The following is a 22,066-nucleotide window of genomic DNA, read 5'->3' as shown; positions in this document are numbered from 1 at the left end:
ACAACAGAGGCGTTACGCATTGTCCGGTCTGGTTTTTTATATTTCTGCCAGCTCTTGCGCAATATTCACCACTTTATAGTGATGTTCGCTGATGACCTTCCGGCGTATTTTATCTTCCATCTCATCGGCGAATTTTACAATATCATCAGCCGCTGCGAAGTCGGGTAAATCAGTAATTTTATAATTCCACCATTGAATAGATTGTAAACGATTAATAATACTTTTCTCAAACCGGTATTTAATCACTCTGGCCGGAATACCCGCGACAATCGCGTACGGAGGAACATCAGACGTGACGACGGCATTGGCGGCAATAATTGCGCCATTGCCGATAGTGATGCCGCCTTTTAATACGGCGTGTTCGCCCACCCAAACATCATGACCTAATACCGTCGCCTCCGGCATATAGTCGAACCCGGCAATATTCAGCGTTTCTCCGAATTGTTCCTGCGCCACTTTGGGGAAGAAATCATGATACGTCAGCGGACTGGTCGTAAACCGGTGTATGGGATGTTGCGGCCCCATAACCCGCACTCCTGCTGCCAGGCTGCAAAATCTGCCAGTTTTGAGGTTATTGGGTAATTTACTGCACGCGTAAGAATACGCGCCCATTGAACAGAAACTTTTTCGTGGCATTGAGGCGTACTCTTCAACCCAAACATCCTCGGTAAATTTTATTCTCTCCCCTTTTTTAAAAAGGAATATATTTCTCTTTTTATATATTCCTTTCACTATTTCCGGGAATTTAAGATGGATCTTATGGCGTAAACAATAATCCTCATGTTTTTGAGCCCATCGAAAGTTAACGGGATACTTCATTCATTGCTCCTCAAAGGTGACATGCTGTTTTTATATATTCTTGTCTAAATCCTAGCATAAAACAGACATTACAAAATCTGAGGTCGGCGGAAAATACGTGAGGAGGCGATGAAGTAAAGCAAAAAACGCCCGGAGGATAAAGTCCGGGCGCTGTGATGAACATCTTACTCAGGCGGCGCGATCAGACCCGGAAATGCCCGACGGCAACCGCCAGACCGGTGGCTTGTTCCTGCAACGCCGACGCCGCCCCCGTGGATTCCTGAACCATCGCTGCGTTCTGCTGCACCATGCCGTCGAGCTGGGTAATGGCACGGTTGATTTCGTTAATACTCAGCATCTGCTCTTCAGATGCATGGGTGATTTCCAGCATGACACTGCTGACGTTCGACACGTTGCTGACGATTTCGCTCATGCTGTCGCTGGCGAGGCGCACCTGCGCTGAGCCGGACGCCACGCTGCTCACCGTTGATTCGATAAGCACTTTGATCTCTTTCGCCGCCTGCGCACTGCGTTGTGCGAGGCTGCGCACTTCGCTGGCGACGACCGCAAAACCGCGCCCCTGTTCACCTGCGCGCGCGGCTTCGACTGCGGCGTTCAGCGCCAGGATATTGGTCTGGAAGGCAATACCGTCGATCACACTGGTAATGTCTCCGATTTTCGATGACGCGGTTTCGATGCTTTCCATCGTTTTAATGACTTTAGTCACCACTTCGTCACCGCGTATGGCCGCCGCAGAAGCGGATTTAGCGGTTTCGGATGCTTGTTTCGCCGAACTGGCCGACTGGGAAACCGTCGCCGTGATCTGCTCAAGGGATGCGGCGGTTTGTTGCAGGCTGGCTGCGGCAGAGTCTGTACGACCGGACAAATCGTTATTCCCTGCGGCGATTTCATCGGCCGCGATTTTAACGGATTCACTGGTGGTGCGGATTTCAGACATCACTTTGCTGAGCTTATCAACGAAGGTGTTGAAGGCGTGCGCGATTTGCGTCACTTCATCATGTCCGTCAGCCGGCAGGCGCTGCGTCAGATCATCCTCACCGGAACTGATCGCATTGAGCGTATCGCGCACCACCGACAGGCGGTGGAACGATTTGCTGATAATCAGCCCGATGACGACGGCTGAAATCAGCACGATCACAATCAGCGTAATCACCGACGAGGTCAGCAGGGATCGCATACCCGCAGTGGACTCTTTCTTATCCTGCGCCACCAGCGTGAACCATTCCGTGCCTGCTACCGGCATCGCACGGACGCGCTTGACCGCACCGTTCAGACGGATATCCACCGGTGCATTGGCGGCAAACACATCCTGCAAATTCACCCCTTCCGCCAGTGCGGTAATCGGCTTCAGTGCCAGGCTGGTATCCGGATGCGCGATGATCACACCGGATTTATCCACCAGCATGCCGAAACTGCCTGGCGTCGGATGAATGGTATTAACGTTGCTCACGACGCTGTCCATCGAGACATCGCCCGCCACAACCGCTTTCAGCGTGCCTGCTTCCATCACCGGTACGGCGAAAGTGACCACCAGTTTCCCGCTACCGGCATCAATATAAGGCGGTGTGGCCACCGGATGTCCGGCGGCTTCAGCCTGCTTGTACCACGGGCGGCCGGTCGGATCGTAATCCGCAGGCACACCGGTCGGATCGGAGAACTTCGCGGTGCGGTTTGCATAACCGACATACACGTTGGTAAATCCACCTGCACTGGCGATCTGCTTGAGAACCGGGATCGGATCTTCTGACATCGCGATCTGTTGCAGTGAAACGATCATCCCTGTTTTCGAGCTTACCCAATCGCTGATCCCTCGCGTGTGGCTGGCCGTCAGCGCGTTAAGTGTGCTGTCTGTCGCCTGACTGTTGTACTTGTTGGCAACGGTATAACTCAGGAAGGTATTGATAATCAGCGAACAGGCCACGATGACGATACAGGCCGTGATAATGCGCGAACGGATGGTTTTAAGCATGAGCGTTTCCCTGGAAGGAATCTTAAGTTTTAGTTATCGGCAGGGAAGGGAAAAACTTGAGACCCGTCACAAAAAACAGAGGCTTGTCGGGGCGAAAGGACGTCCCTGTTTATTTCAGCGCGAAATTAAAGGCCTTCCTAAACCAACCCGCTGCTCATTGTAACGTCCGCCGCGCTTTCTCTAAATTTCGTGAAACGCCTCCCAAATCTGATCACAATTCCACCAGGGGATCTTGCGGCTTTTATCCGTGGGTGATAGTAATGCACTACTTCACAAAATAAAGTGAAGAAGGAAAGTACATCACGAATCAGTTTACAAAGGACATCCCATGTCAGAACTTAAATTTGCCACACGTCTGAACTCGTTTGCGTCGGGGGCACATCTTTACTGGCCTGAACAGAAAGGCAAACCTTCAGTGCTGCAAATGATCGAACGTGCAGCTACGGTTAAAGGATTGACGCATCTGGACCTGAATTATCCGCAGCACATGACCGGCGATATCACTTTGATGCGCCAGAAAATCGAAGAAGTCGGGCTGGCGGTGAACGGGATGCAAATGCGCTGGGATGCTCCGGAATTTAAAATCGGCGCATTTACTCACCCGGATCCAAAAATTCGTCGTCAGGCGATTGAATTGACCAAACGCGGGATCGACGCCGGTCGTGAGTTTGGTGCCAGCATTATGACGTTGTGGATGGGACAGGATGGCTTTGATTACTGTTTCCAGGCTGACTACAAAAAAATCTGGGAAGACGCAGTCAGCGCTGTGCGTGAAGTGGCGGAATACGCCCCGGATATCGACGTCAGCATTGAATACAAACCCAACGAACCACGCGCTTACAGCATTTTCCCAAATGCCACTACCTGTCTGCTGGCGGTTGAAGAAGCCGGTTGCAAGAACTTAGGTATCACACTGGATTTCGCGCATGTGTTGTTTGCCAACGAAGTACCGGCGTTTGCGGCGGCGATGGTAGCCCGTCGTTCGCGTTTGCTGGGGCTCGATCTCAATGACGGCTGGGGCAAACGCGACGACGGCCTGATGGTCGGCTCCGTCAACCCGCGTGCCACGCTGGAATTCCTGTTGCAGATGAAACGCGACGGCTATAAAGGCGCGTATTACTTCGATACCTTCCCGGACGCCAGCGGATTGGATCCGGTGCGTGAAGCAGAAACCAATATCGCGACCGTGATCCGTTTACTCAAACTTTGCGAAAAACTCGAGAATAACCCGGCGCTGAATGAAGCCATCAGCAGGCAGGACGCCGTAGCCACACAGCAAATCGTCAACGACGTGATGTTGGCGCAGTAAAGCGACCCGCCACAGCGCGTGTCGCTGTGACACCATAAAAATAACAATCGAAGGCCAGATGATGAAAAAACTCTTACTGTCTGTACTCACCTCTACACTGCTTTGCACCAGCGTTTATGCCGCCGATCTGCCACCGTTGCAATCCGATACCGAACCGGATCGCACTGACTGGACGCAACTCACGGCCAAATATGGCCCGCTGCCGGCAATCGACAAATCCCTCAAAATCGGCGGTGTGTCTAAAACGCTGACCAATGAATACTGGCGCTCACTCGGCCAGGGATATAAGGAATTCGGTGATAAGCACGGCATCACCGTCGAATATCAGGCTGCGGCTAACGAAGACGACCAGCTCGGTCAGCTTTCTATCGCCGAAACCCTCATTTCACAGGGCTTCAACGGTTTGCTGGTGTCGCCGCAAACTGACGCCAACCTGCAACCGGCGTACGAATCGGCTAAAAGCAAAGGCATTGCTGTCGTTAACGTGAATGATGCGGTGATGCCGAATGCGGCGCATTACGTCGGTAACGTACAGAAAGACAACGGCGTACGCGTCGCCAACTGGTTTATCAAAAAACATCCTGAAGGCGGCAAAGTGGCCGTCATCGAAGGCCAGCCGGGGGTGTATGCCGCGGCGCAGCGTACCAGAGGCTTCAAAGAAACGATTCAGACCAGCGGGAAATTCACCGTAGTCGCCAGCGTTCCGGCCAACTGGAGCCGTGAAAATGCCTATAACGCAGCGGCGACAATTTTACAGCAACATCCTGATCTGATTGGGTTCTACGCCAACAACGATGGCATGGCACTCGGTGTGGTTGAAGCCGTGGCGGCTGCCGGAAAATCCAAACAGGTGGCGGTATTTGGCACTGACGGTATCTCCGATGCTTATGCCTCTATCAAGCGTGGCGAGCTGACCGGCACGGTGGACAGCTTCCCGGTGCTCACAGGGGAAGTGGCGATGGAAGTGGTCGTACGCCTGATTAACGGACAGAAAATCTCCCGCGTGGTCTCCACTCCGCAGGCGCTGATTACCCAGGACAATGCTGATGCGTTCTCCACCAAAGATAACGCGAAACTTCGCCAGCTGCTGGCTCAGCAACAATAAGTCAGACGTGTGAAAACGGGTCAGGAGAGTGTATGGAACAGTACAGTTTGACGATGCGCGGCATCAGCAAAAGCTACAGCGGCGTGGCAGCAGTTAAGGGCGTTGATTTCTCTGTGAGGCCGGGCGAAGTCCATGCGCTGATTGGAGAAAATGGCGCGGGAAAATCGACACTGCTGAATATTTTGTCCGGTGTGCGGGCGGCAGATTCCGGTGAAATTCTGGTGGAAGGGCAGGTTATTCAGATGAAGAATCCGCTGTCTGCCCGTCATGCCGGTATCGCGATGATCCACCAGGAATTGCAGCACGTTCCTGAACTCTCCGTGGCACAGAATATGTTTCTTGGCCGCCCGTTAACGAAACTCAAAGGGTTGTTTGTCGACAGAAAGGCTCAGTACAAAAGGGCAGTGGCGATCCTGCGTCGTCTTGATCCCAGTATTGATCCCGATGAGCCGATCAAGAACCTGAAAGTATCTCAGCAACAGATCGTTGAAATCGCCCGCGCTTTGCTGGATGAAGCGAAGATCATTGCAATGGATGAACCGACCTCCAGCCTGACGCCGACGGAGTTTGAGCGCCTGGCAGAGCTGATTTCAGATCTCAAATCGATGAATGTGTCGCTGATTTATGTCTCACACAAAATGAACGAGATTTTCAAAGTTTGCGATCGGGCGACGATCTTACGTGATGGTAAACAGGTCGGCGTGGTCAATATCTGCGATGAAACCGAAGAAACTATTGTCACCAAAATGGTCGGACGCAAAATCGAAAAAATGCACCATCACTCTTATGCGACCGGCAGGGAAGTGCTGCGCGTCGAAGGATTGAGTCGTGATAATGCCGTGCGGTCGGCGACTTTTTCCGTCGGAGCAGGTGAAGTGCTGGGAATTGCCGGACTGGTCGGTTCCGGGCGTACAGAGTTGCTGAAACTCATCGCCGGCATTGATGCCAAAACCGGCGGCAGCATTGAGGTGGAAGGCGTCGCGGTGAAAAATCACAATGTCAGTTCTGCTATCCGCGCCGGGATCGGACTGGTGCCGGAAGATCGTAAAAAAGAGGGCATCATTAAAGAGCGCGCAGTCAAAATGAATATGGCGTTGCCGTCAATGGGGCGATTTACCCGATACGGTTTACTGAAAAGAAATCAGCTGGATAAAACGGCGCTGGACGTGATGACCGATCTGCGGTTGCGTCCGCTTAACATAGAAAAACCCATTGGAACACTCAGCGGCGGAAACCAGCAAAAAGTCATTATTGGTCGCTGGGTCGCAGCGGACAATAAAGTCTTTCTTTTTGACGAGCCAACCCGGGGAATTGATATCGGAGCAAAGTCTGAGATTTATAATCTGATAGAAAAACTGGCGCAGCAGGGAAAAGCCATTGTGGTGGTTTCTTCCGAGATGCCGGAAATAATTCGTATCTCAGACAGAGTCCTGGTGATGCGTGAAGGGAAAATCACAAAAGAACTTAACGGTGATGAGATTACTGAAGAAAACATTGCCCGTTATGCGATTAACGATGTGAATTAAGCGGTCTGAAAACTATTTCTCCGACACCTACAAAGATTAAAGGCCATTATTATGACGACTCAAGGTAATGTTCAGCCCAAGGTTATGCCTTCGGCATTATTTAAATTCAACGTACGCGATGCCGGTACGCTGATTGGCTTAGTGATTATTGTGATCACCTTCTCTTTTTTGTCGCCGGTATTTTTTACCGTCCCTAATTTACTCAATATATTACAGCAGTCCTCCATCAACGGAATTATTGCGCTGGGTATGACGCTGGTCATTATTTCCGGCGGTATCGATCTCTCCGTCGGGCCGACGGCGGCACTTTCGGCGGTGCTGGGTGCCACGCTGATGGTGTCCGGCGTCCCGGTTCCACTGGCAATAATGGCGACGCTGGGTGTCGGCGCACTGTGCGGCGTGTTCAGCGGCATGCTGGTGGCGTATGCCGGTTTACAGCCGTTTATCGTCACCCTCGGCGGACTCTCGCTGTTCCGCGCGCTGGCGCTGATTTTTACCAACGGCAACCCGATTTTTGGTATCCCGATGGAGTTTCGCACCGTCATTAACAGCACGATTTTCGGGGTTCCGGCACCAATCGTGATTGTTATTGCTATCGCGGCGATACTCTGGACGGTGATGAACAAAACGCCGCTGGGGGAATATATTCTGGCCGTGGGCGGTAACGAAGAAGCCGCACGAGTCGCGGGGGTTCCGGTCAAAAGAACCAAGGTCACGGTCTTTGTGATCTCCGGTGTGCTGGCCTCTTTAGCCTCACTGATTTTGATTGGTCGCCTGGGTGCCGCTGAACCGACCATGGGGAATTTATGGGAGCTGGATGCTATTGCTGCGGCGGCAATTGGCGGGGCTTCGCTGATGGGCGGGAAAGGCAGTGTGATCGGCACACTGATTGGCGCGGTTATTTTAGGTTCATTGCGTAATGGTCTGACACTTCTCAATATTCAGGCGTTTTATCAATTGCTTGCTACTGGCCTTATTATTATCATAGCGATGTTGATTGACAGAGCGACACGAGGCAAGTAATGAATCAGGATCCGCGAGCCATTGGTGCTCAAATTCGTATGAAATTGCCACATCTGACGCCGCTGGAAAGAAAAGTCGTCGAAGCGATTACGTCTAAAAATGATTTTTCTGAGCAAACTTCATTAAAAGAAATTGCGCTGGAAAATAATGTTTCTGAGGCGATGATTGTTAAACTGACCAAAAAATTAAACTTTTCAGGATTCAGAGATTTCAGAAGCAGTTTGATTTATTACAACTATTCTGAAGTGGCAAATTTACATGCGGAAATTGAGCCGGGAGACTCGTCGGAACAATTACTTGAAAAAGTATTCCGTACCTCTATTCAGGCAATAGAAGAAACATTATCTATTGTCGATGTTTCGGAATTTAACCGGGCTGCTGACATTTTATTTAAAGCCAGGCACATCGATTTATATGCTGTCGGCGGCTCTGCTGCCGTCGCCAGAGATTTGTCGCATAAATTGCTGAAAATTGGCATTAAAACGACGGTCTACGATGATGCGCATATCATGCTGATGTCGGCAGCGGTCTTATCGGACGATGATGCGGTGGTGGCGATCAGCCATTCCGGTGCCACCCGCGCGGTGAATGATCCGATCAAACTGGCGGCGCGCAATGGCGCCAAAGTGATCGCCATCACCAATTACGCCGAGTCGCCCATTGCGCGCAATGCGCATGTGGTTCTCAATTCAACCTCTCAGGGATCGCACTTGCTCGGGGAAAATGCTGCGTCGCGGATCGCTCAGCTGAATATTCTGGACGCCTTATTTGTGGCGATTGCCCAGAAGGATCTGAAGACAGCAGAAAAGAACCTGATGAAAACCCAGCAGGCGGTTCAGGACCTTCGGGAATACTAAAATGGGTAAAATTTTAGTCACGGGCAGCCTTCATTATGACATCGTGATCCACGCGCATCATCGTCCGGAAAAAGGCGAAACGGTGATCGGCAGCGGATGTTCATATAAATTCGGCGGCAAGGGCGGGAATCAGGCCGTTGCCGCTGCCAGAGCGGGCGCCGGTGTTCGTTTTGCCGGTGCCGTGGGCGCCGATACGCAGGGGGAATTCCTGCGTGGTGTGCTAAATGAAAACGCGGTCGACAGCAGCTTTATCGCCGTTAATGAAAGCGTACCTTCCGGCATGAGCGTGGCGCTGATGGATGCAGAAGGGGATTACGGCGCAGTGGTCGTTTCCAATGCAAACAACCACATTGATGCCGCGCAGTTTGATGATGATGCCTTGTGGCAGCAGGTTGACATGCTGTTGTTACAAAATGAGGTGCCGGAGGCGGTGAATCTGGCGGCAGCGAAACAGGCGAAACAGCGCGGGATCCGCGTTTGTCTGAATGCCGCACCGGCGCGGACACTTTGTGCTGAGATGCAGTCTGCTGTCGATTTGCTGGTGGTGAATGGCGTCGAAGCCCGTGATCTGAGCGGTATTCCGGTCAATGATTTGTCCGATGCCTGCGTGGCAGCCGAATTACTGAGCCAGCATTCTCCGGCTGTTATCGTGACGGCGGGTGAACACGGTGTGGCCTGGTGTGCAGCCGGCGGACGCAGCCAGTCGATGCCCGCCGAAAAAATAGAGCTGGTCAGTACCCACGGTGCCGGTGACTGCTTTATGGGCACGTTGTGCACATCACTCTTGCAAGGGAAAACGCTGGCAGATTCCGTCGCAAAAGCCAACCGTGCAGCCGCCGAACACGTCTCCCGCAAAGCCTGACTTTTAATGCCAGTCTTTGCTAAAACGCCAAAAGGCAGGATGAATGTCCTGCCTTTTTTGCGTTTAGCGCACCCTCAGGCCTCACCGTTCTCATCAATCTTCTTCTTATCCACATGCCCCAGTGAACGTTCCGGGAAACAAATATCGCGCACACGCTGTTTAAGCAGTGCGGCGTCCGGGAAACCGCCGTCGCGTTTGCGTTCCCAGATAACCTCGTCATCGACTTTAATTTCGTAAATGCCACCGGTGCCGGGGACAAGCGTCACGGACGCCAGATCGGTACTGAACGAATTCAGCAATTCCTGCGCCATCCAGGTGGCGCGCAGCATCCAGTTGCATTGAGAACAATAAGTGATGGTGATGGCAGGTAATTTTTCCATGGTATGACCCTTTTAAGAGGATTTTATCGACGTTTCAGAAATCGGATATTACTGCCCGCTACAGACCTGCGCCAGTTGTTGTCTCAGCCACTGACGGGCGGCGGAAAGATGCGAGCGTTCGTGCCACGCGGCGACTTTGGTAAAGCCGGGGATTTCCAGTGGCGGAGGCATCACTTCCAGCCCCGCGACACCATGCACCAGCCGTTCCGGCACGACGGCGATCAGATCCGTAGTCTGTAAGACCGGCGGCAGCACCAGGAAACTGTTAACCGACAGCACCACGTTGCGTTTTTTGCCCAGCGCGTGAAGGGCGGTATCCGTCACCCCGGCAAAGCTTTCTCCGCTCAGCGACACCAGCGCATGATCGTACTGACAAAATGTCTCAAGCGATATTGTGCCTTTATTCAGCGCCGGATGGCCCTTGCGCAACGTACAGACATAACGTTCTTCGTATAAATGGCGGATGTGCAGATCGGGTGGTGTGGTCTCCGGCGTCAGCAGCGCGAGGTCGATTTCACCGCGCTCCAGCCGCCCCTGAATGGTCGAATCTTCAGCTCGCTGAACCGACAGATGAATGCCAGGCGCCAGCTTCTGTAAGAGAGAAAAGAATGGCACGATAATCACACTCAGCGCGTAATCGGTAGCGGCGAGGGTAAACGTCATCTCGCAGTCAGCGGGCACAAATACTTCCGGCTGCAATAGCGCATCGATTTCCGCCATTACCCGCTTCACCGGTTTTGCCAGCGCCAGCGCACGTTCGGTCGGCACGATGCCGTAGCGGGCACGGACAAACAGCGGATCATCAAAACTTTCCCGCAGACGTGTGAGCATGCTGCTCACGGCGGGTTGCGTCAGGGAAAGACGCTCAGCGGCGCGGGTCACACTGCGCTCGTCGAGCAGCGCATCGAAAGTCTTTAACAGATTGAGGTCGAGACTTTTCAGGTTGCGCATGGGCGGGGCACCGATTGAGTTATAACGAAAGTTGATACGCACTATAATATTTCTACACTTCTGCTTATAGCTCTTTGGCAGCACTCTGTGTGCTTAATGTGCCAATCCACCGAGGAAATTTTATGTCTGCACTATTTACGCCGTTTACGTTGAAAGACGTCACCTTAAAAAACCGCATTGCCGTTCCGCCTATGTGCCAGTATTCCGCCACTGATGGCGTGCCGAATGACTGGCATCAGGTGCATTACGCCACGCTGGCACGCGGCGGCGCGAGCCTGGTGATTGTCGAAGCGACGGCGGTTTCGCCGGAAGGGCGTATCACCCCGGGATGTCTCGGGATCTGGAACGATGAACAGGCTGCTGAACTGGCGAAGATTGCCAAAGCCATCAAAGCCGCAGGCGCAGTACCGGGGATCCAGATCGGTCACGCAGGCCGTAAAGCCAGCGCCAATCTGCCTTGGGAAGGGGACGATCATATTGCTGAAGGCGATCCGCGTGGCTGGGCAACCATTGCGCCATCCGCAGTCGCATTCGGCAAACACCTGCCGAAAGTGCCGAAAGAAATGACCAAAGCCGATATCCAGCGCGTGATGGCCGATTTTGTCGCTGCCGCGAAACGCGCGCGCGATGCCGGTTTTGAATGGCTGGAGCTGCACTTTGCCCACGGCTATCTGGCGCAAAGCTTCTTCTCCGTGCATTCCAACACCCGCACCGACGAATACGGCGGTGATTTTGCCGGTCGCAGCCGTTTCCTGATTGAAACTTTCGACGCCGTTAACGCCGTCTGGCCAAAAAACCTGCCGATTACCGCGCGTTTTGGCGTGATCGAATACGATGGCCGCGATGAAGAAACGCTGGCGGAATCTATCGAACTGACCCGTATTCTGCGTGAGAAAGGGCTGGATATGCTCAACGTCAGCGTCGGTTTCTCGACCTGGGAAGCACAGATCCCATGGGGAGCCGGTTTCCTGGCACCAGTGTCGCGCCGCGTGCGTGCTGAAGCCGGCTTGCCGGTGGCGAGTTCATGGGGCGTTGCGTCGGCAGACGTGGCCGAACGTTGTATCAGCGAACAAGATATGGATCTGGTGATGATTGGCCGCGCCATGCTCGCCAACCCGCATTATCCGTATGCGCTGGCGAAAGAACTGGGCGAGGACAATCCTTCATGGGTTCTGCCTGCGCCTTACGCGCACTGGCTTGAGCGCTACAGCATCAACTGATAATCAATTTAAATCAGTGTATTAACCGGCAGGCAGGAGCCTTCTTCTGCCTGTTTTTTTATCTCTTACTCAGATATAAAAATAATAGATGGTTGTTATCATGATGTGTGATTTCCGTAATATCTTAGCCCTGAGTATTCTGTGTGAATACCAGCCTGATGGCTGTTCCCTTGGCACACAGCAATAACGAAGGAATCACACATGAATGCGATCAACTGGCCGCAAGGCTATATTCCCGGCGAAACCGACAACTTTGCCTCTAACGAAATGATCATCACCGGCCTGACCGTTGAGGAACTCTGGGCACAACTCGATAACACCGCCGCCTGGCCGGTTTACTACAGCAATGCGTCTGATATTTCCTTCCACGACGGCAGCGGACCGGGCCTGAGCGACGGCGCACGTTTTCGTTTCAGCACCTTCGGTTTCCCGGTGGAAGCGCTGGTGACCGAATACATCCCGCCAGTCAAAGGCCAGCCTGCGCGCATGGCGTGGCACGGCTGGGCAGAAGGTGATGCCGAAACCCGTCTCGACGTGCATCACGCGTGGCTTATCGAAGAACTCTCTGGCGGGCGCGTGCGCATCCTGACGCAGGAAACGCAAAATGGTAAGCCGGCGCGTGAACTGGCTGTCGCGCGACCTGACCCGATGATCAACGGCCATCAGGAATGGCTGGACGGGATGATCGGGGCGGCTCGTAAAACGCGCGGGTAATTTTCAGCGCGTTACATTTTGCTACGAGGCAGGCCGCAAGCCCTGCCTCTTTTCTTTTCTGTCCTTTCAATCCTTTCCAAATCAACGCAAAATCTCAACCCTGACAGGCGAAAAAAGGGATGCGGGCGTGAATTCAGGTTTGATGGTATTACACGGAAATCACTCAGAAACGCTGAGGGACGTGCTGGTCTCGTGGATGGCAGCGCATCCGCTGTCGCCGCTGGAAAATGAAGTGATTCTGGTGCAGAGCAACGGCATCAACCAGTGGCTGAAACTGGCGCTGGCGCGTGATGTGGCCGACGGTGGCTGCGGAATTGCGGCGGCGCTGGATATCAAACTTCCGGCACGTTTTTTCTGGCAGGTGTACCGCGCGGTGCTCGGCAAAGAACAGGTGCCGGAATCGTCGCCTTTTGACCGTCCGCTGCTGACCTGGCGCCTGATCCGCCTGTTACCCGAACTGCTTGCCGAACCCGTTTTTGCGCCGCTGGCCCGTTTCTTAAAAGATGACGGCGATATGCGTAAATTGCATCAGCTGGCGCAGCGTCTGGCGGATTTATTCGATCAGTATCAGGTTTACCGTGCTGACTGGCTGGAAGACTGGGGCAACGGTCTGGACGTTCTGCGCACCAGCCGTAAAGGCAGCGAGCCCTTGCCGGAAAACCTGCTGTGGCAGCCGCAACTGTGGCGCGCGCTGCTGGCGGATGTACCTGAAAACGAGCGCAACACCAGCCGTGCGGCGCTGCATCAGCGTTTCCTGCACTATGCGCAAACTATTCCTGAAGACCAGCGCCCGGCCGGTTTACCGGCGCGGCTGGTGGTTTTTGGCATCTCCTCGTTACCGCAACAATCCCTTGAAGTGCTGGCCGTGCTGGGACGCTGGACACACATCTTTATGTGTGTGCATAACCCGTGCGAGCACGACTGGAGCGATATCATTGCTGATAAAGATTTGCTGCGCGCAGAGCGGATACGTCAGTTGCGTAAGCCGGGCATGCCGCAGGTCATTGCCGAAGATGAGCTCCATCAGCATGCGCATCCGTTGCTGGCGGCATGGGGCAAGCAGGGGCGTGACTATATCGGTTTGCTGAATGAATACGACAACCACGAATCCTATGCGGCGCAACTGGCGCCGGTGATCCCGCGCATCGACCTCTTTACCTCAAACGGCACCGATACCCTGTTGCATCAGTTGCAGGAAGACATTTTGCAGCTGCGCCCGCTGGCTGAAACCATCGATGAATGGCCTGCCGCTGACGTTCAGCATGACGATTCCCTGCGTTTCTTTATTACCCACAGCGCCCAGCGCGAAGTGGAAGTGCTGCATGACCGCCTGCTGGCGGCGCTGGCCGCAGATCCGACGCTGAAAGCGCGTGACATTATCGTGATGGTGCCGGATATCAACGGTTATGCGCCGCACATTCAGGCGGTGTTTGGCCTGATGGAGCGCAGTGATCCGCGTTATATCCCGTTCACCGTTGCCGATCAGGGACCGCGCCAGAATAATCCGTTACTCGGTGCGCTGGAAAGTTTGCTGGAACTGCCACAGTCGCGTTTTGCGGTCAGTGATTTGCTGGATTTACTCGATGTGCCGTCGGTGCGTCAGCGTTTCGGGATTGAAGAAGAACAACTGCCGCTGCTGCACCGCTGGATCAGAGCCGCCAACGTGCGCTGGGGGCTGCATGCCGAGCAGCGCCAGAGCCTCGAACTGCCGTTATCACCGGAACAAAACAGCTGGTTCTTTGGTCTGCAACGCATGTTGCTGGGCTATGCGGTGGGCAGCGGCGAAGCCTGGAAAAACATCGAGCCGCTGGATGAAATCGGCGGGCTGGATGCGGCACTGATTGGCCCGCTGTCACATCTGCTGAACTGCCTGGATGACACCTGGCGTCAGCTACGTGAACCTGCGCCTCCGCAGGAGTGGGGCAGGCGTCTGCGTCATATCCTTTCTCAATACTTTAGCGAGGATGACGGTGAAGATGGCTTTATTTTAGTGCGTCTGCACGGTGAGCTGGAAATCTGGCTCGAAGCCTGTGAAAGCGTAGATTTACAGGCCGAACTGCCGCTGTCGGTGGTTCGCGATCACTGGCTGGCGCAGTTCGACCAGTCGGGTCTGACCCAGCCGTTTTTCGGCGGCGCGGTGACGTTCGCCACGTTGATGCCGATGCGTGCCATTCCTTTCCGCCACGTGCATCTGCTGGGGATGAACGACGGTGATTATCCGCGTAACCGTGTACCGATGGATTTCGACCTCATGGGGCGCGATTACCGCCCGGGCGACCGTTCACGCCGTGAAGATGACCGTTATCTGTTCCTCGAAGCCCTGCTTTCTGCGCGTGAACGCTTACACATTAGCTGGGTGGGGCGCAGCATTCATGACAACACCGAGCGCCCGCCTTCGGTGCTGGTGGCGCAGTTGCGCGACCATCTGGCGGCAGGCTGGAAAGCACAAAGTGGCGAAGATTTACTGCACGCCCTGACCACCGAACATCGTCTGCAACCGTTCAACCGCGACTATTTCAGTCAGGGCAGCCCGCTGTTTAGTTATGCCCACGAATGGCGCGCCGGGCTGGAAGCGGAAGCCGCTGCCGTGGCAGCGCAACCGCTGCAACCGGTGGAACAGGAAGGCGCACTGACGCTGCGTCAGTTGTCGGATTTCCTGTCGGATCCGGTGCGCAGTTTCTTCCGCCAGCGGCTGAATATCTACTTTGAGCTGGAAGATCCGGGCAGCGAAGATCAGGAGCCGTTCGACATCAATGCGCTGGAAAACTGGCGGTTGCAGGATGAGCTGATCCGCGCGCAAAAATGGGCGCTGGAAGCGGGCGTTTCGCGTCAGGACGTTTTACGTCAGCAACTCGAACGTATTGAACGACGCGGCGAGCTGGCACCGGGCGAATTTGCTGCGGTGCTGAGTGACGATCTGGCCGAACCGATGGATACCTTGTTTGCCAGCTATCAGCAGGTTCTCGATGCATGGCCTCAGCCGCTGGCGAATGAGGCGCTGGAAGATAAAACCGGTGGTGTGATGTTCTCCGACTGGCTGAGCGAACTGCGGGCAAATGCTGCGGGCGGCCGTGCCCGCGTGGTGCTGGAAAGTACCGGCATCATAAAAGATCGCGCTTACCGCTTTGACCGGCTGCTGCCTTACTGGGTTGCGCATCTTGCGGGGCATCTTGACGGACAGCCAATGCACACCTTTATCGTCAGCAAAAACGGCACCGCCGAATTACCGCCGCTGGAGATCGCTTATGCGCGCGAACTGTGGGACACGCTGATTGAAACGTGGAAAATCGGGCAGTTGCGGCCGTTGCCGCTGGCGGTAAAAACCGCCTTTGTCTGGCTGAAAAAAGAGGGCACGGCGCACAGCGCAACGGACAGCGATGCCTGGCTTGCCGCCCGCGACAGCTACGAAAATCACGATCCGGCCAACATGAAATTTGGTGAGCGTGACAGCAATGCGTACCTGGCCCGCGCGTGGCCGGACTTTGCCGCACTCTGGTCTGACGGTGAATTTGCCCGGCTGGCCGATGTGCTACTGGCACCGCTGATCAATTATCTTTCCCGCAGTAAGAAAGGAGACAAGGAATGACGGAACAACGTCTGCCATCAGCATTGAATGTGCTGAACTTTCCGCTGACGGGAAGCCGCCTGATTGAAGCCAGCGCGGGTACCGGCAAAACTTTCACCATCGCCGCGCTGTATGTGCGGCTGGTGCTCGGGCACGGCGGCGATAACGCCTTCAGCCGCCCGCTGACGCCGCCGGAAATTCTGGTGGTGACCTTTACCGATGCCGCAACCAAAGAACTGCGCGATCGCATACGTGCGCGTTTATCGCAAGCGGCGGGGTATTTTTTAGGAAATCCTGACGCGGAAAATGACAGCGACGAATTTTTGCAAAATTTGCGTGCGGAATATACGCCGGAGCAATGGCCGGGCTGTGCCCGCAAGCTGCAACTGGCGGCGGAATGGATGGATGAATCCGCCGTTTCCACTATTCACGGCTGGTGTAACCGCATGCTTGGCGAGCACGCATTCGACAGCGACAGCCTGTTTACCCAGACGCTGGAAACCGACCAGACCGAACTGCTGATGAACGTGGTGCGCGATTACTGGCGCAGTTTCTATTTCCCTCTCGGTGAGCAGGAAATCCGTATGTTGCGCGGCTGGTGGCGCTCACCGGAAGACTTACACCGCAGCGTGATGCCGCTGCTGGAATATGCCGGAGAGTTAGGCTCAGATCAGACGCCTGCCGAAGTATGTGAAACGGTGAATAACCTGAAAGCGGCGGAACTGGCGGCGCTGAAACAAGACTGGCCGCAATGGACGCAGGAACTGCGCACAATGCTCGAAGGCGCGGTAGCAGCGAAAGCGGTGAATGGGAAAATTCAGGCGCGATATTTCAATCCGTGGCTGGATAAACTCCACGCCTGGGCGACCAGCGACGAAATAATCCCGGATCTCAAAACCGGCTGGACCCGCCTGACACCGGCAGGCCTAGACGAAGGCTGGAAGCAGGGCGTTGCGCCCGTCCATCCGGCCATTTCGGCAATGGAAACCCTGAAAACCCGGCTGGAAAGTTTGCCGGATGCCCGCAGCGGTTTACTGCAACATGCCTGCCGCTGGATAAAAAATCGTTTTGACCTCGAGCAGCAAAAGCGCGCGCAAATGGGTTTCAACGATTTGCTGACCCGTCTGGACGCTGCGCTCAGCAGTGACAACGGCGCGCGGCTGGCGGAGATCATCCGTACGCAATTCCCGGTGGCGATGATCGACGAATTTCAGGATACCGATCCGCTGCAATACCGTATTTTCGACGCCGTTTACCGTGTGGCGGAAAATGCGCCGGAGCAGGGTCTGATCCTGATCGGCGACCCGAAACAGGCGATTTACGCCTTCCGTGGTGCCGATATTTATACTTATCTGCGCGCCCGTCGTGATACCGGCGGCCGCCACTACACGCTGGCGACCAACTTCCGTTCTACCCGCGCGATGGTGGCGTCAGTGAATCAGGTGTTTGAACTGGCCGAAAATCGCAAGTCCGGCGAGGGCGCGTTCCTGTTCCGGCGCGGCGCTGAAAATCAGGTGCCGTTCCTGCCGGTAGAAGCCAAAGGACGCGCCGATACACTGGTAATTGATGATGCCGAAGCCGCTGCGCTGACGCTGTGGTATCCGGAGAATCAGGCGGAAGTATTGCCGAAAAGCCAGTATGTCCAGATGATGGCCGACGGCTGCGCCACGGAAATTGTTCGCCTGCTGCGCCTCGGCCAGCAAGGTTCTGCCGGTTTTGGCCTGCCCGGCGAAACGCTGAAGCCAGTAATGCCCGGCGATATCGCGGTGCTGGTGAACACCGGGCGGGAAGCGACCGCAGTGCGCGTTGCGCTGTCGAAACGCGGCGTGCGCAGTGTGTATCTTTCCGATAAAGAATCGATTTTTGAAAGTGCGCAGGCGGGCGAATTGCAATACTGGCTGGCGGCTTGTGCTGCGCCGGAAAACGACCGGTTACTGCGCGCGGCCCTCGCGACACCTTCGCTGAACCTGAGCTGGGAAGCGCTGGACCGGCTCAATCAGGATGAAAACGAGTGGGAGCGCTACGTTCAGCAGTTTCAGGCGCTGCGTACCTGCTGGCGCAAACAGGGCATTCTGCCGATGCTGCGCCGCCTGATGTGGGAATTCGACGTGCCGCGCCGTCTGCTCGGCCGTGGTGACGAACGTGCGCTGACCGACCTGCTGCATCTTTCTGAACTGCTGCAACAGGCCAGCGTTCAGCTCGACGGCGAGCATGCGCTGATCCGCTATCTGGCGGAACAGTGTCAGGATGAACATCAGGGGGGTGATGCGCGCAAACTGCGTCTCGAAAGCGATGCTGAACTGGTGAAAGTGGTCACGGTGCATAAGTCCAAAGGGCTGGAATATCCGCTGGTATTCCTGCCTTTCGCCTGTGCTTTCCGCGCGGTGAAAAAACAGGACTCACCGCTGAAATGGCACACGGCAGAAGGTGAACTGGAAGTGGCGCTGAGCGCGACGGATGAACAACTGGTGCAGGCCGATCGCGAGCGTCTGGGGGAAGACCTGCGTAAGTTCTACGTCGCGATGACCCGCTCGCGTTACGCGCTGTGGCTGGGCATGGCACCGCTGAAAGAGTTCGAAAAGAGCGCCTCCGGCTATCTGTTCCACGGCGGCGACGCGATCGATGCGGATGCGCTGCCCGCCAGTTTGCAGGCACTGGAGACAGACACTATTCGCGCCTGGCCGCTGCCTGTTACGGATGGCGCAATCTATCGCAGTGAGCAGTTGTTACCGGAACTCGGGCCGCGTCCTCCGCTGCGAACGCATAAAGGGCCGCGCTGGTGGGTGTCGAGTTTCTCCGGTCTGCAAATCGCACCGGCAGGCACCTACATGGTGCCGGAGACCCTGAACCGGGAACCTCGGGGTGAGATCGAAAGCGCAGCTCAGGACAGCTATTTAGAAGATCAGAAAGTATTTGTGGAAGACAAAGAGCCGGTGCCCGGGCTTTTGCAACCGATGACCGGTGAGAATTTGTATGCGTTTCCGCGCGGTCCTGCGCCGGGTAATTTCCTGCACGGTTTGCTGGAATGGGCGGGCGACGAAGGGTTTGCGGCACTGGCGAAGGATCCGGCGAAAATCGCCGATCAGGTTGCGCGGCGTTGTAATACGCGCGGCTGGGAAAAGTGGATCGTACCGCTTTCCGGCTGGCTGACCGCGTTACTGACGCAGCCGTTAGCCCTGCCGGACGGTGAAACCTTCACGCTGGCGGAACTGCCGCCTTATCAGGTTGAAATGGAGTTCTGGTTCTCGCTGACAAAGGTCTCAACTGTTCGCCTCGACAAGCTGGTTCAGCAATACACGCTTGAGGGCGCGGAGCGTGCGCCGCTGCTGGCGGAAGATCTCAACGGCATGCTGAAAGGCTTCATCGATCTGGTGTTTGAACATGACGGGCGTTATTACGTGCTGGATTATAAATCCAACTGGCTCGGAGACGATGCCAGCGGTTATGACCAGGAAAATATGACGCAGTCAATGCGCGAGCACCGCTACGATTTGCAGTTCTCGCTGTATCTGTTTGCGCTGCATCGTCTGCTGAAATCCCGCATACCGGATTATGACTACGACCGGCATATCGGCGGCGCGGTGTATTTATTCCTGCGCGGCAGCCACGCGCCGGGTAACGGCGTCTGCGTTCAGCGGCCGGACAAAGCATTAATGGAACAACTCGACGCTCTGTTCAGCGGCACGGAGGAACACGCATGAAAATCAACAGCCGTGAAGATATCGCACAACTGCTGGCGAGCTGGGTGGAATGTGGCTGGCTGCGCGAACTCGATCGCGCACTGGTGACGTTTCTGGCAAAAGAAGCGCCGGACGCGCATCCGTTATTGTTGCTGGCGACCGCACTGACCAGCTATCAGTTAGGGCGCGGTCATGTGTGTCTGGATTTGCAGGCCACGCTTGATGACAGTGCATTCTCACTCTCGCTGCCACCGGAAGGCGATCACGCTGACGGCGCGGTGATCCGTCCGGCGGCCGTGCTCGACGACCTGAGTTTGCAGGAATGGCTGGCGGCGCTGGTGCACCCGACGCTGGTCGGACACCACGAAGGTAATTCGCCGCTGGTGCTGACCGGCCAGCGGCTGTATCTGCGCCGTTACTGGCAGTACGAACAGAATGTGCGGGCGGCAATTGAACAACGTCTGGCGCGCAGTGCGCTGCACACTTTGCCGGTGGAATCTTTGCGTGCGCCGCTGACGGCGTTATTCCCGGCGGATGCGAAATCTGATATCGCCAACTGGCAGAAAGTGGCCTGCGCGCTGGCGGCGGGCAGTGCGTTCAGCATTATTACCGGCGGGCCGGGCACCGGTAAAACCACCACGGTGGTGCGTCTGCTGGCGTTGTTACAGACGCTGGCGCTGGAGGAAAATGGTCAGCCACTGCGCATCAGACTGGCCGCGCCGACCGGCAAGGCGGCAGCAAGACTCAATGAATCAATTGCCGGTGCGGTATCGAAGCTGGATCTCAGTGCGCTCGGCAACGGTAATGCGGTGCGAGAAAGTATCAACACCGATGTGGTGACACTGCACCGTCTGCTCGGCAGCCGCCCCGATACGCGGCATTTTCGCCATCATCCGGGCAACCCGCTGATGCTGGATGTGCTGGTGGTTGATGAAGCGTCAATGGTCGATCTGGAAATGATGGCCGCGTTGCTGGCGGCACTCCCGGAACAGGCGCGTCTGATCCTGCTCGGCGATAAAGATCAACTGGCGTCGGTGGAGGCGGGGGCATTACTGAGCGAGTTATGTCAGCGCGCCAACGGCGGCCATTATCTGCCGCATACCCGCGACTGGTTGCAAAGCGTGACCGGCGAACAGGTCCCGGATTCGCTGGTTGATCCCCAGGGTACGGCGATGGATCAGGCTGTAGTGATGCTGCGCCACAGTTACCGTTTTGATGCACAAAGCGGCATTGGTCAGTTAGCGGAAGCAGTAAATGACGGGGATGTGAAAGCGCTGAAACAGGTCTGGAAACATGGATACGCTGACCTGGCGCAACTGACATTGAGCACTGACGATGATGCTGAACTGCGCGACTGGGTGGTGAAGGGCGGCACGAAGCAGTTCCCGGCGGCGGCCAGACGCGAAGGCGTAGAACCTCCGGTCGGCTATCAACATTATCTCAACGTGATGATCCAGGCGCGACCGGCAGGCAATGAACCGCCGGAAGCCTTCAACCGCTGGGCGGCCAGAGTGCTTCTGGCCTACAGCCAGTTCCAGCTGCTGTGCGCCTTACGTGGCGGGCGCTGGGGTGTGGAAGAACTGAATCAGCGCATCGCCGACATCTTGCGAAAGGAAGGGTTGCTTAAGGCGTCGATCGGCTGGTATCCGGGGCGTCCGGTGCTGGTGACCCGCAATGATTACAGCCAGCGTCTGATGAACGGCGATATCGGCATCACGCTGGAGATCCCGCATCGTCTTGCCGATGGTACTGTGGTGCCGACCCTGCGAGTGGCGTTTCTGGCCGGAGACGGTACGCAGGATATCCGCTGGGTGATGCCGGGGCGTTTGCAGGCGGTGGAAACCGTATTTGCCATGACGGTGCACAAATCACAGGGATCCGAATTTACCCATACCGCGCTGCTGCTGCCGGAGAATCTCAGTCCGATCCTCACGCGCGAGCTGATTTACACCGGCATTACCCGTGCGCGTCACTGGTTCAGTCTGGGATGTGTCGGGGGAATGAATGCCGTTTTACCGGATGCGGTGAAGCGTCGGGTGTTACGTGCCAGCGGATTAATCGAAAGCGCGTAACGCATACCTGAAGA

The 22,066-nt window shown here is 55.5% G+C and carries 15 protein-coding genes; 11 read left to right on the top strand and 4 right to left on the bottom strand.

What is annotated here, in order from left to right; genetic code table 11:
* Nucleotides 1-36 precede the first annotated feature (36 nt).
* Nucleotides 37-819, bottom strand: a complete 783-nt coding sequence (locus tag ABIC79_RS06785) for a CatB-related O-acetyltransferase (RefSeq protein WP_041673024.1) — start codon at nt 817-819, stop codon at nt 37-39.
* Nucleotides 820-1,000: 181 nt separating this feature from the next.
* The gene (locus tag ABIC79_RS06780) at nt 1,001-2,788 is read right to left on the bottom strand and encodes a methyl-accepting chemotaxis protein (protein WP_015689458.1); all 1,788 of its coding nucleotides are present in this window, start codon (nt 2,786-2,788) and stop codon (nt 1,001-1,003) included.
* A gap of 328 nt (nt 2,789-3,116) precedes the next feature.
* Between ABIC79_RS06780 and ABIC79_RS06775 the strand changes: the two genes are divergently transcribed.
* The 6 genes from ABIC79_RS06775 (at nt 3,117) to ABIC79_RS06750 (ending at nt 9,470) form a co-directional block, all read left to right on the top strand.
* Complete coding sequence (locus tag ABIC79_RS06775; RefSeq protein WP_013574314.1) at nt 3,117-4,097, top strand: TIM barrel protein; 981 nt, start codon at nt 3,117-3,119, stop codon at nt 4,095-4,097.
* 61 nt (nt 4,098-4,158) lie between these two features.
* Nucleotides 4,159-5,202 carry a sugar ABC transporter substrate-binding protein gene (locus ABIC79_RS06770; protein WP_013574315.1) on the top strand — a complete coding sequence of 348 codons (1,044 nt, stop codon included), beginning with the start codon at nt 4,159-4,161 and terminating at the stop codon, nt 5,200-5,202.
* Between the two features lie 32 nt (nt 5,203-5,234).
* Nucleotides 5,235-6,728 (top strand): sugar ABC transporter ATP-binding protein, encoded by a 1,494-nt coding sequence (locus ABIC79_RS06765; protein WP_121019593.1) that lies wholly within the window; start codon nt 5,235-5,237, stop codon nt 6,726-6,728.
* A 51-nt stretch (nt 6,729-6,779) separates the two neighbouring features.
* Nucleotides 6,780-7,751 (top strand): ABC transporter permease, encoded by a 972-nt coding sequence (locus tag ABIC79_RS06760; RefSeq protein ID WP_013574317.1) that lies wholly within the window; start codon nt 6,780-6,782, stop codon nt 7,749-7,751.
* A complete protein-coding gene (locus ABIC79_RS06755; RefSeq protein ID WP_013574318.1) occupies nt 7,751-8,608 on the top strand; it encodes a MurR/RpiR family transcriptional regulator in 858 nt (285 codons plus the stop codon). Before ABIC79_RS06760 ends, ABIC79_RS06755 begins: the two co-directional genes overlap by 1 nt.
* 1 nt (nt 8,609) lies before the next feature.
* Nucleotides 8,610-9,470, top strand: coding sequence for a ribokinase (locus tag ABIC79_RS06750; protein WP_013574319.1), 861 nt, complete (start codon nt 8,610-8,612; stop codon nt 9,468-9,470).
* 74 nt (nt 9,471-9,544) lie between these two features.
* Here ABIC79_RS06750 and ABIC79_RS06745 read toward each other — a convergent pair whose 3' ends face one another.
* Together ABIC79_RS06745 and ABIC79_RS06740 are read right to left on the bottom strand one after the other, a co-directional pair.
* Nucleotides 9,545-9,850 carry an Rdx family protein gene (locus tag ABIC79_RS06745; RefSeq protein WP_126124658.1) on the bottom strand — a complete coding sequence of 102 codons (306 nt, stop codon included), beginning with the start codon at nt 9,848-9,850 and terminating at the stop codon, nt 9,545-9,547.
* A 48-nt stretch (nt 9,851-9,898) separates the two neighbouring features.
* Nucleotides 9,899-10,801: a LysR family transcriptional regulator gene (locus tag ABIC79_RS06740; protein WP_354566647.1), complete on the bottom strand. Its 903-nt coding sequence runs from the start codon at nt 10,799-10,801 to the stop codon at nt 9,899-9,901.
* Nucleotides 10,802-10,923: 122 nt separating this feature from the next.
* Between ABIC79_RS06740 and ABIC79_RS06735 the strand changes: the two genes are divergently transcribed.
* From ABIC79_RS06735 to recD, 5 genes are all read left to right on the top strand, one after another.
* The gene (locus tag ABIC79_RS06735) at nt 10,924-12,021 is read left to right on the top strand and encodes an NADH:flavin oxidoreductase/NADH oxidase (RefSeq protein WP_126124660.1); all 1,098 of its coding nucleotides are present in this window, start codon (nt 10,924-10,926) and stop codon (nt 12,019-12,021) included.
* Nucleotides 12,022-12,222: 201 nt separating this feature from the next.
* Nucleotides 12,223-12,735, top strand: coding sequence for an SRPBCC family protein (locus tag ABIC79_RS06730; protein ID WP_126124661.1), 513 nt, complete (start codon nt 12,223-12,225; stop codon nt 12,733-12,735).
* Nucleotides 12,736-12,862: 127 nt separating this feature from the next.
* Nucleotides 12,863-16,321: an exodeoxyribonuclease V subunit gamma gene (gene recC, locus ABIC79_RS06725; RefSeq protein ID WP_126124662.1), complete on the top strand. Its 3,459-nt coding sequence runs from the start codon at nt 12,863-12,865 to the stop codon at nt 16,319-16,321.
* Nucleotides 16,318-20,001 carry an exodeoxyribonuclease V subunit beta gene (gene recB / locus ABIC79_RS06720; protein WP_354566646.1) on the top strand — a complete coding sequence of 1,228 codons (3,684 nt, stop codon included), beginning with the start codon at nt 16,318-16,320 and terminating at the stop codon, nt 19,999-20,001. Before recC ends, recB begins: the two co-directional genes overlap by 4 nt.
* Nucleotides 19,998-22,052, top strand: coding sequence for an exodeoxyribonuclease V subunit alpha (gene recD / locus ABIC79_RS06715; RefSeq protein ID WP_354566645.1), 2,055 nt, complete (start codon nt 19,998-20,000; stop codon nt 22,050-22,052). Before recB ends, recD begins: the two co-directional genes overlap by 4 nt.
* Nucleotides 22,053-22,066: the final 14 nt, after the last annotated feature.

The sequence above is a fragment of the Rahnella sp. 2050 genome (genome assembly GCF_040544515.1).
GTDB classification, from domain to species: domain Bacteria; phylum Pseudomonadota; class Gammaproteobacteria; order Enterobacterales; family Enterobacteriaceae; genus Rahnella; species Rahnella aceris.
This window is presented reverse-complemented; position numbering and strand designations above follow the sequence as displayed.

Coding starts and splice junctions, on each gene's coding strand:
- ABIC79_RS06785 (WP_041673024.1), bottom strand. CDS start 819: ATGAAGTATCCCGTTAACTTTCGATGGGCTCAAAAACATGAGGATTAT.
- ABIC79_RS06780 (WP_015689458.1), bottom strand. CDS start 2,788: ATGCTTAAAACCATCCGTTCGCGCATTATCACGGCCTGTATCGTCATC.
- ABIC79_RS06775 (WP_013574314.1), top strand. CDS start 3,117: ATGTCAGAACTTAAATTTGCCACACGTCTGAACTCGTTTGCGTCGGGG.
- ABIC79_RS06770 (WP_013574315.1), top strand. CDS start 4,159: ATGAAAAAACTCTTACTGTCTGTACTCACCTCTACACTGCTTTGCACC.
- ABIC79_RS06765 (WP_121019593.1), top strand. CDS start 5,235: ATGGAACAGTACAGTTTGACGATGCGCGGCATCAGCAAAAGCTACAGC.
- ABIC79_RS06760 (WP_013574317.1), top strand. CDS start 6,780: ATGACGACTCAAGGTAATGTTCAGCCCAAGGTTATGCCTTCGGCATTA.
- ABIC79_RS06755 (WP_013574318.1), top strand. CDS start 7,751: ATGAATCAGGATCCGCGAGCCATTGGTGCTCAAATTCGTATGAAATTG.
- ABIC79_RS06750 (WP_013574319.1), top strand. CDS start 8,610: ATGGGTAAAATTTTAGTCACGGGCAGCCTTCATTATGACATCGTGATC.
- ABIC79_RS06745 (WP_126124658.1), bottom strand. CDS start 9,850: ATGGAAAAATTACCTGCCATCACCATCACTTATTGTTCTCAATGCAAC.
- ABIC79_RS06740 (WP_354566647.1), bottom strand. CDS start 10,801: ATGCGCAACCTGAAAAGTCTCGACCTCAATCTGTTAAAGACTTTCGAT.
- ABIC79_RS06735 (WP_126124660.1), top strand. CDS start 10,924: ATGTCTGCACTATTTACGCCGTTTACGTTGAAAGACGTCACCTTAAAA.
- ABIC79_RS06730 (WP_126124661.1), top strand. CDS start 12,223: ATGAATGCGATCAACTGGCCGCAAGGCTATATTCCCGGCGAAACCGAC.
- recB (WP_354566646.1), top strand. CDS start 16,318: ATGACGGAACAACGTCTGCCATCAGCATTGAATGTGCTGAACTTTCCG.
- recD (WP_354566645.1), top strand. CDS start 19,998: ATGAAAATCAACAGCCGTGAAGATATCGCACAACTGCTGGCGAGCTGG.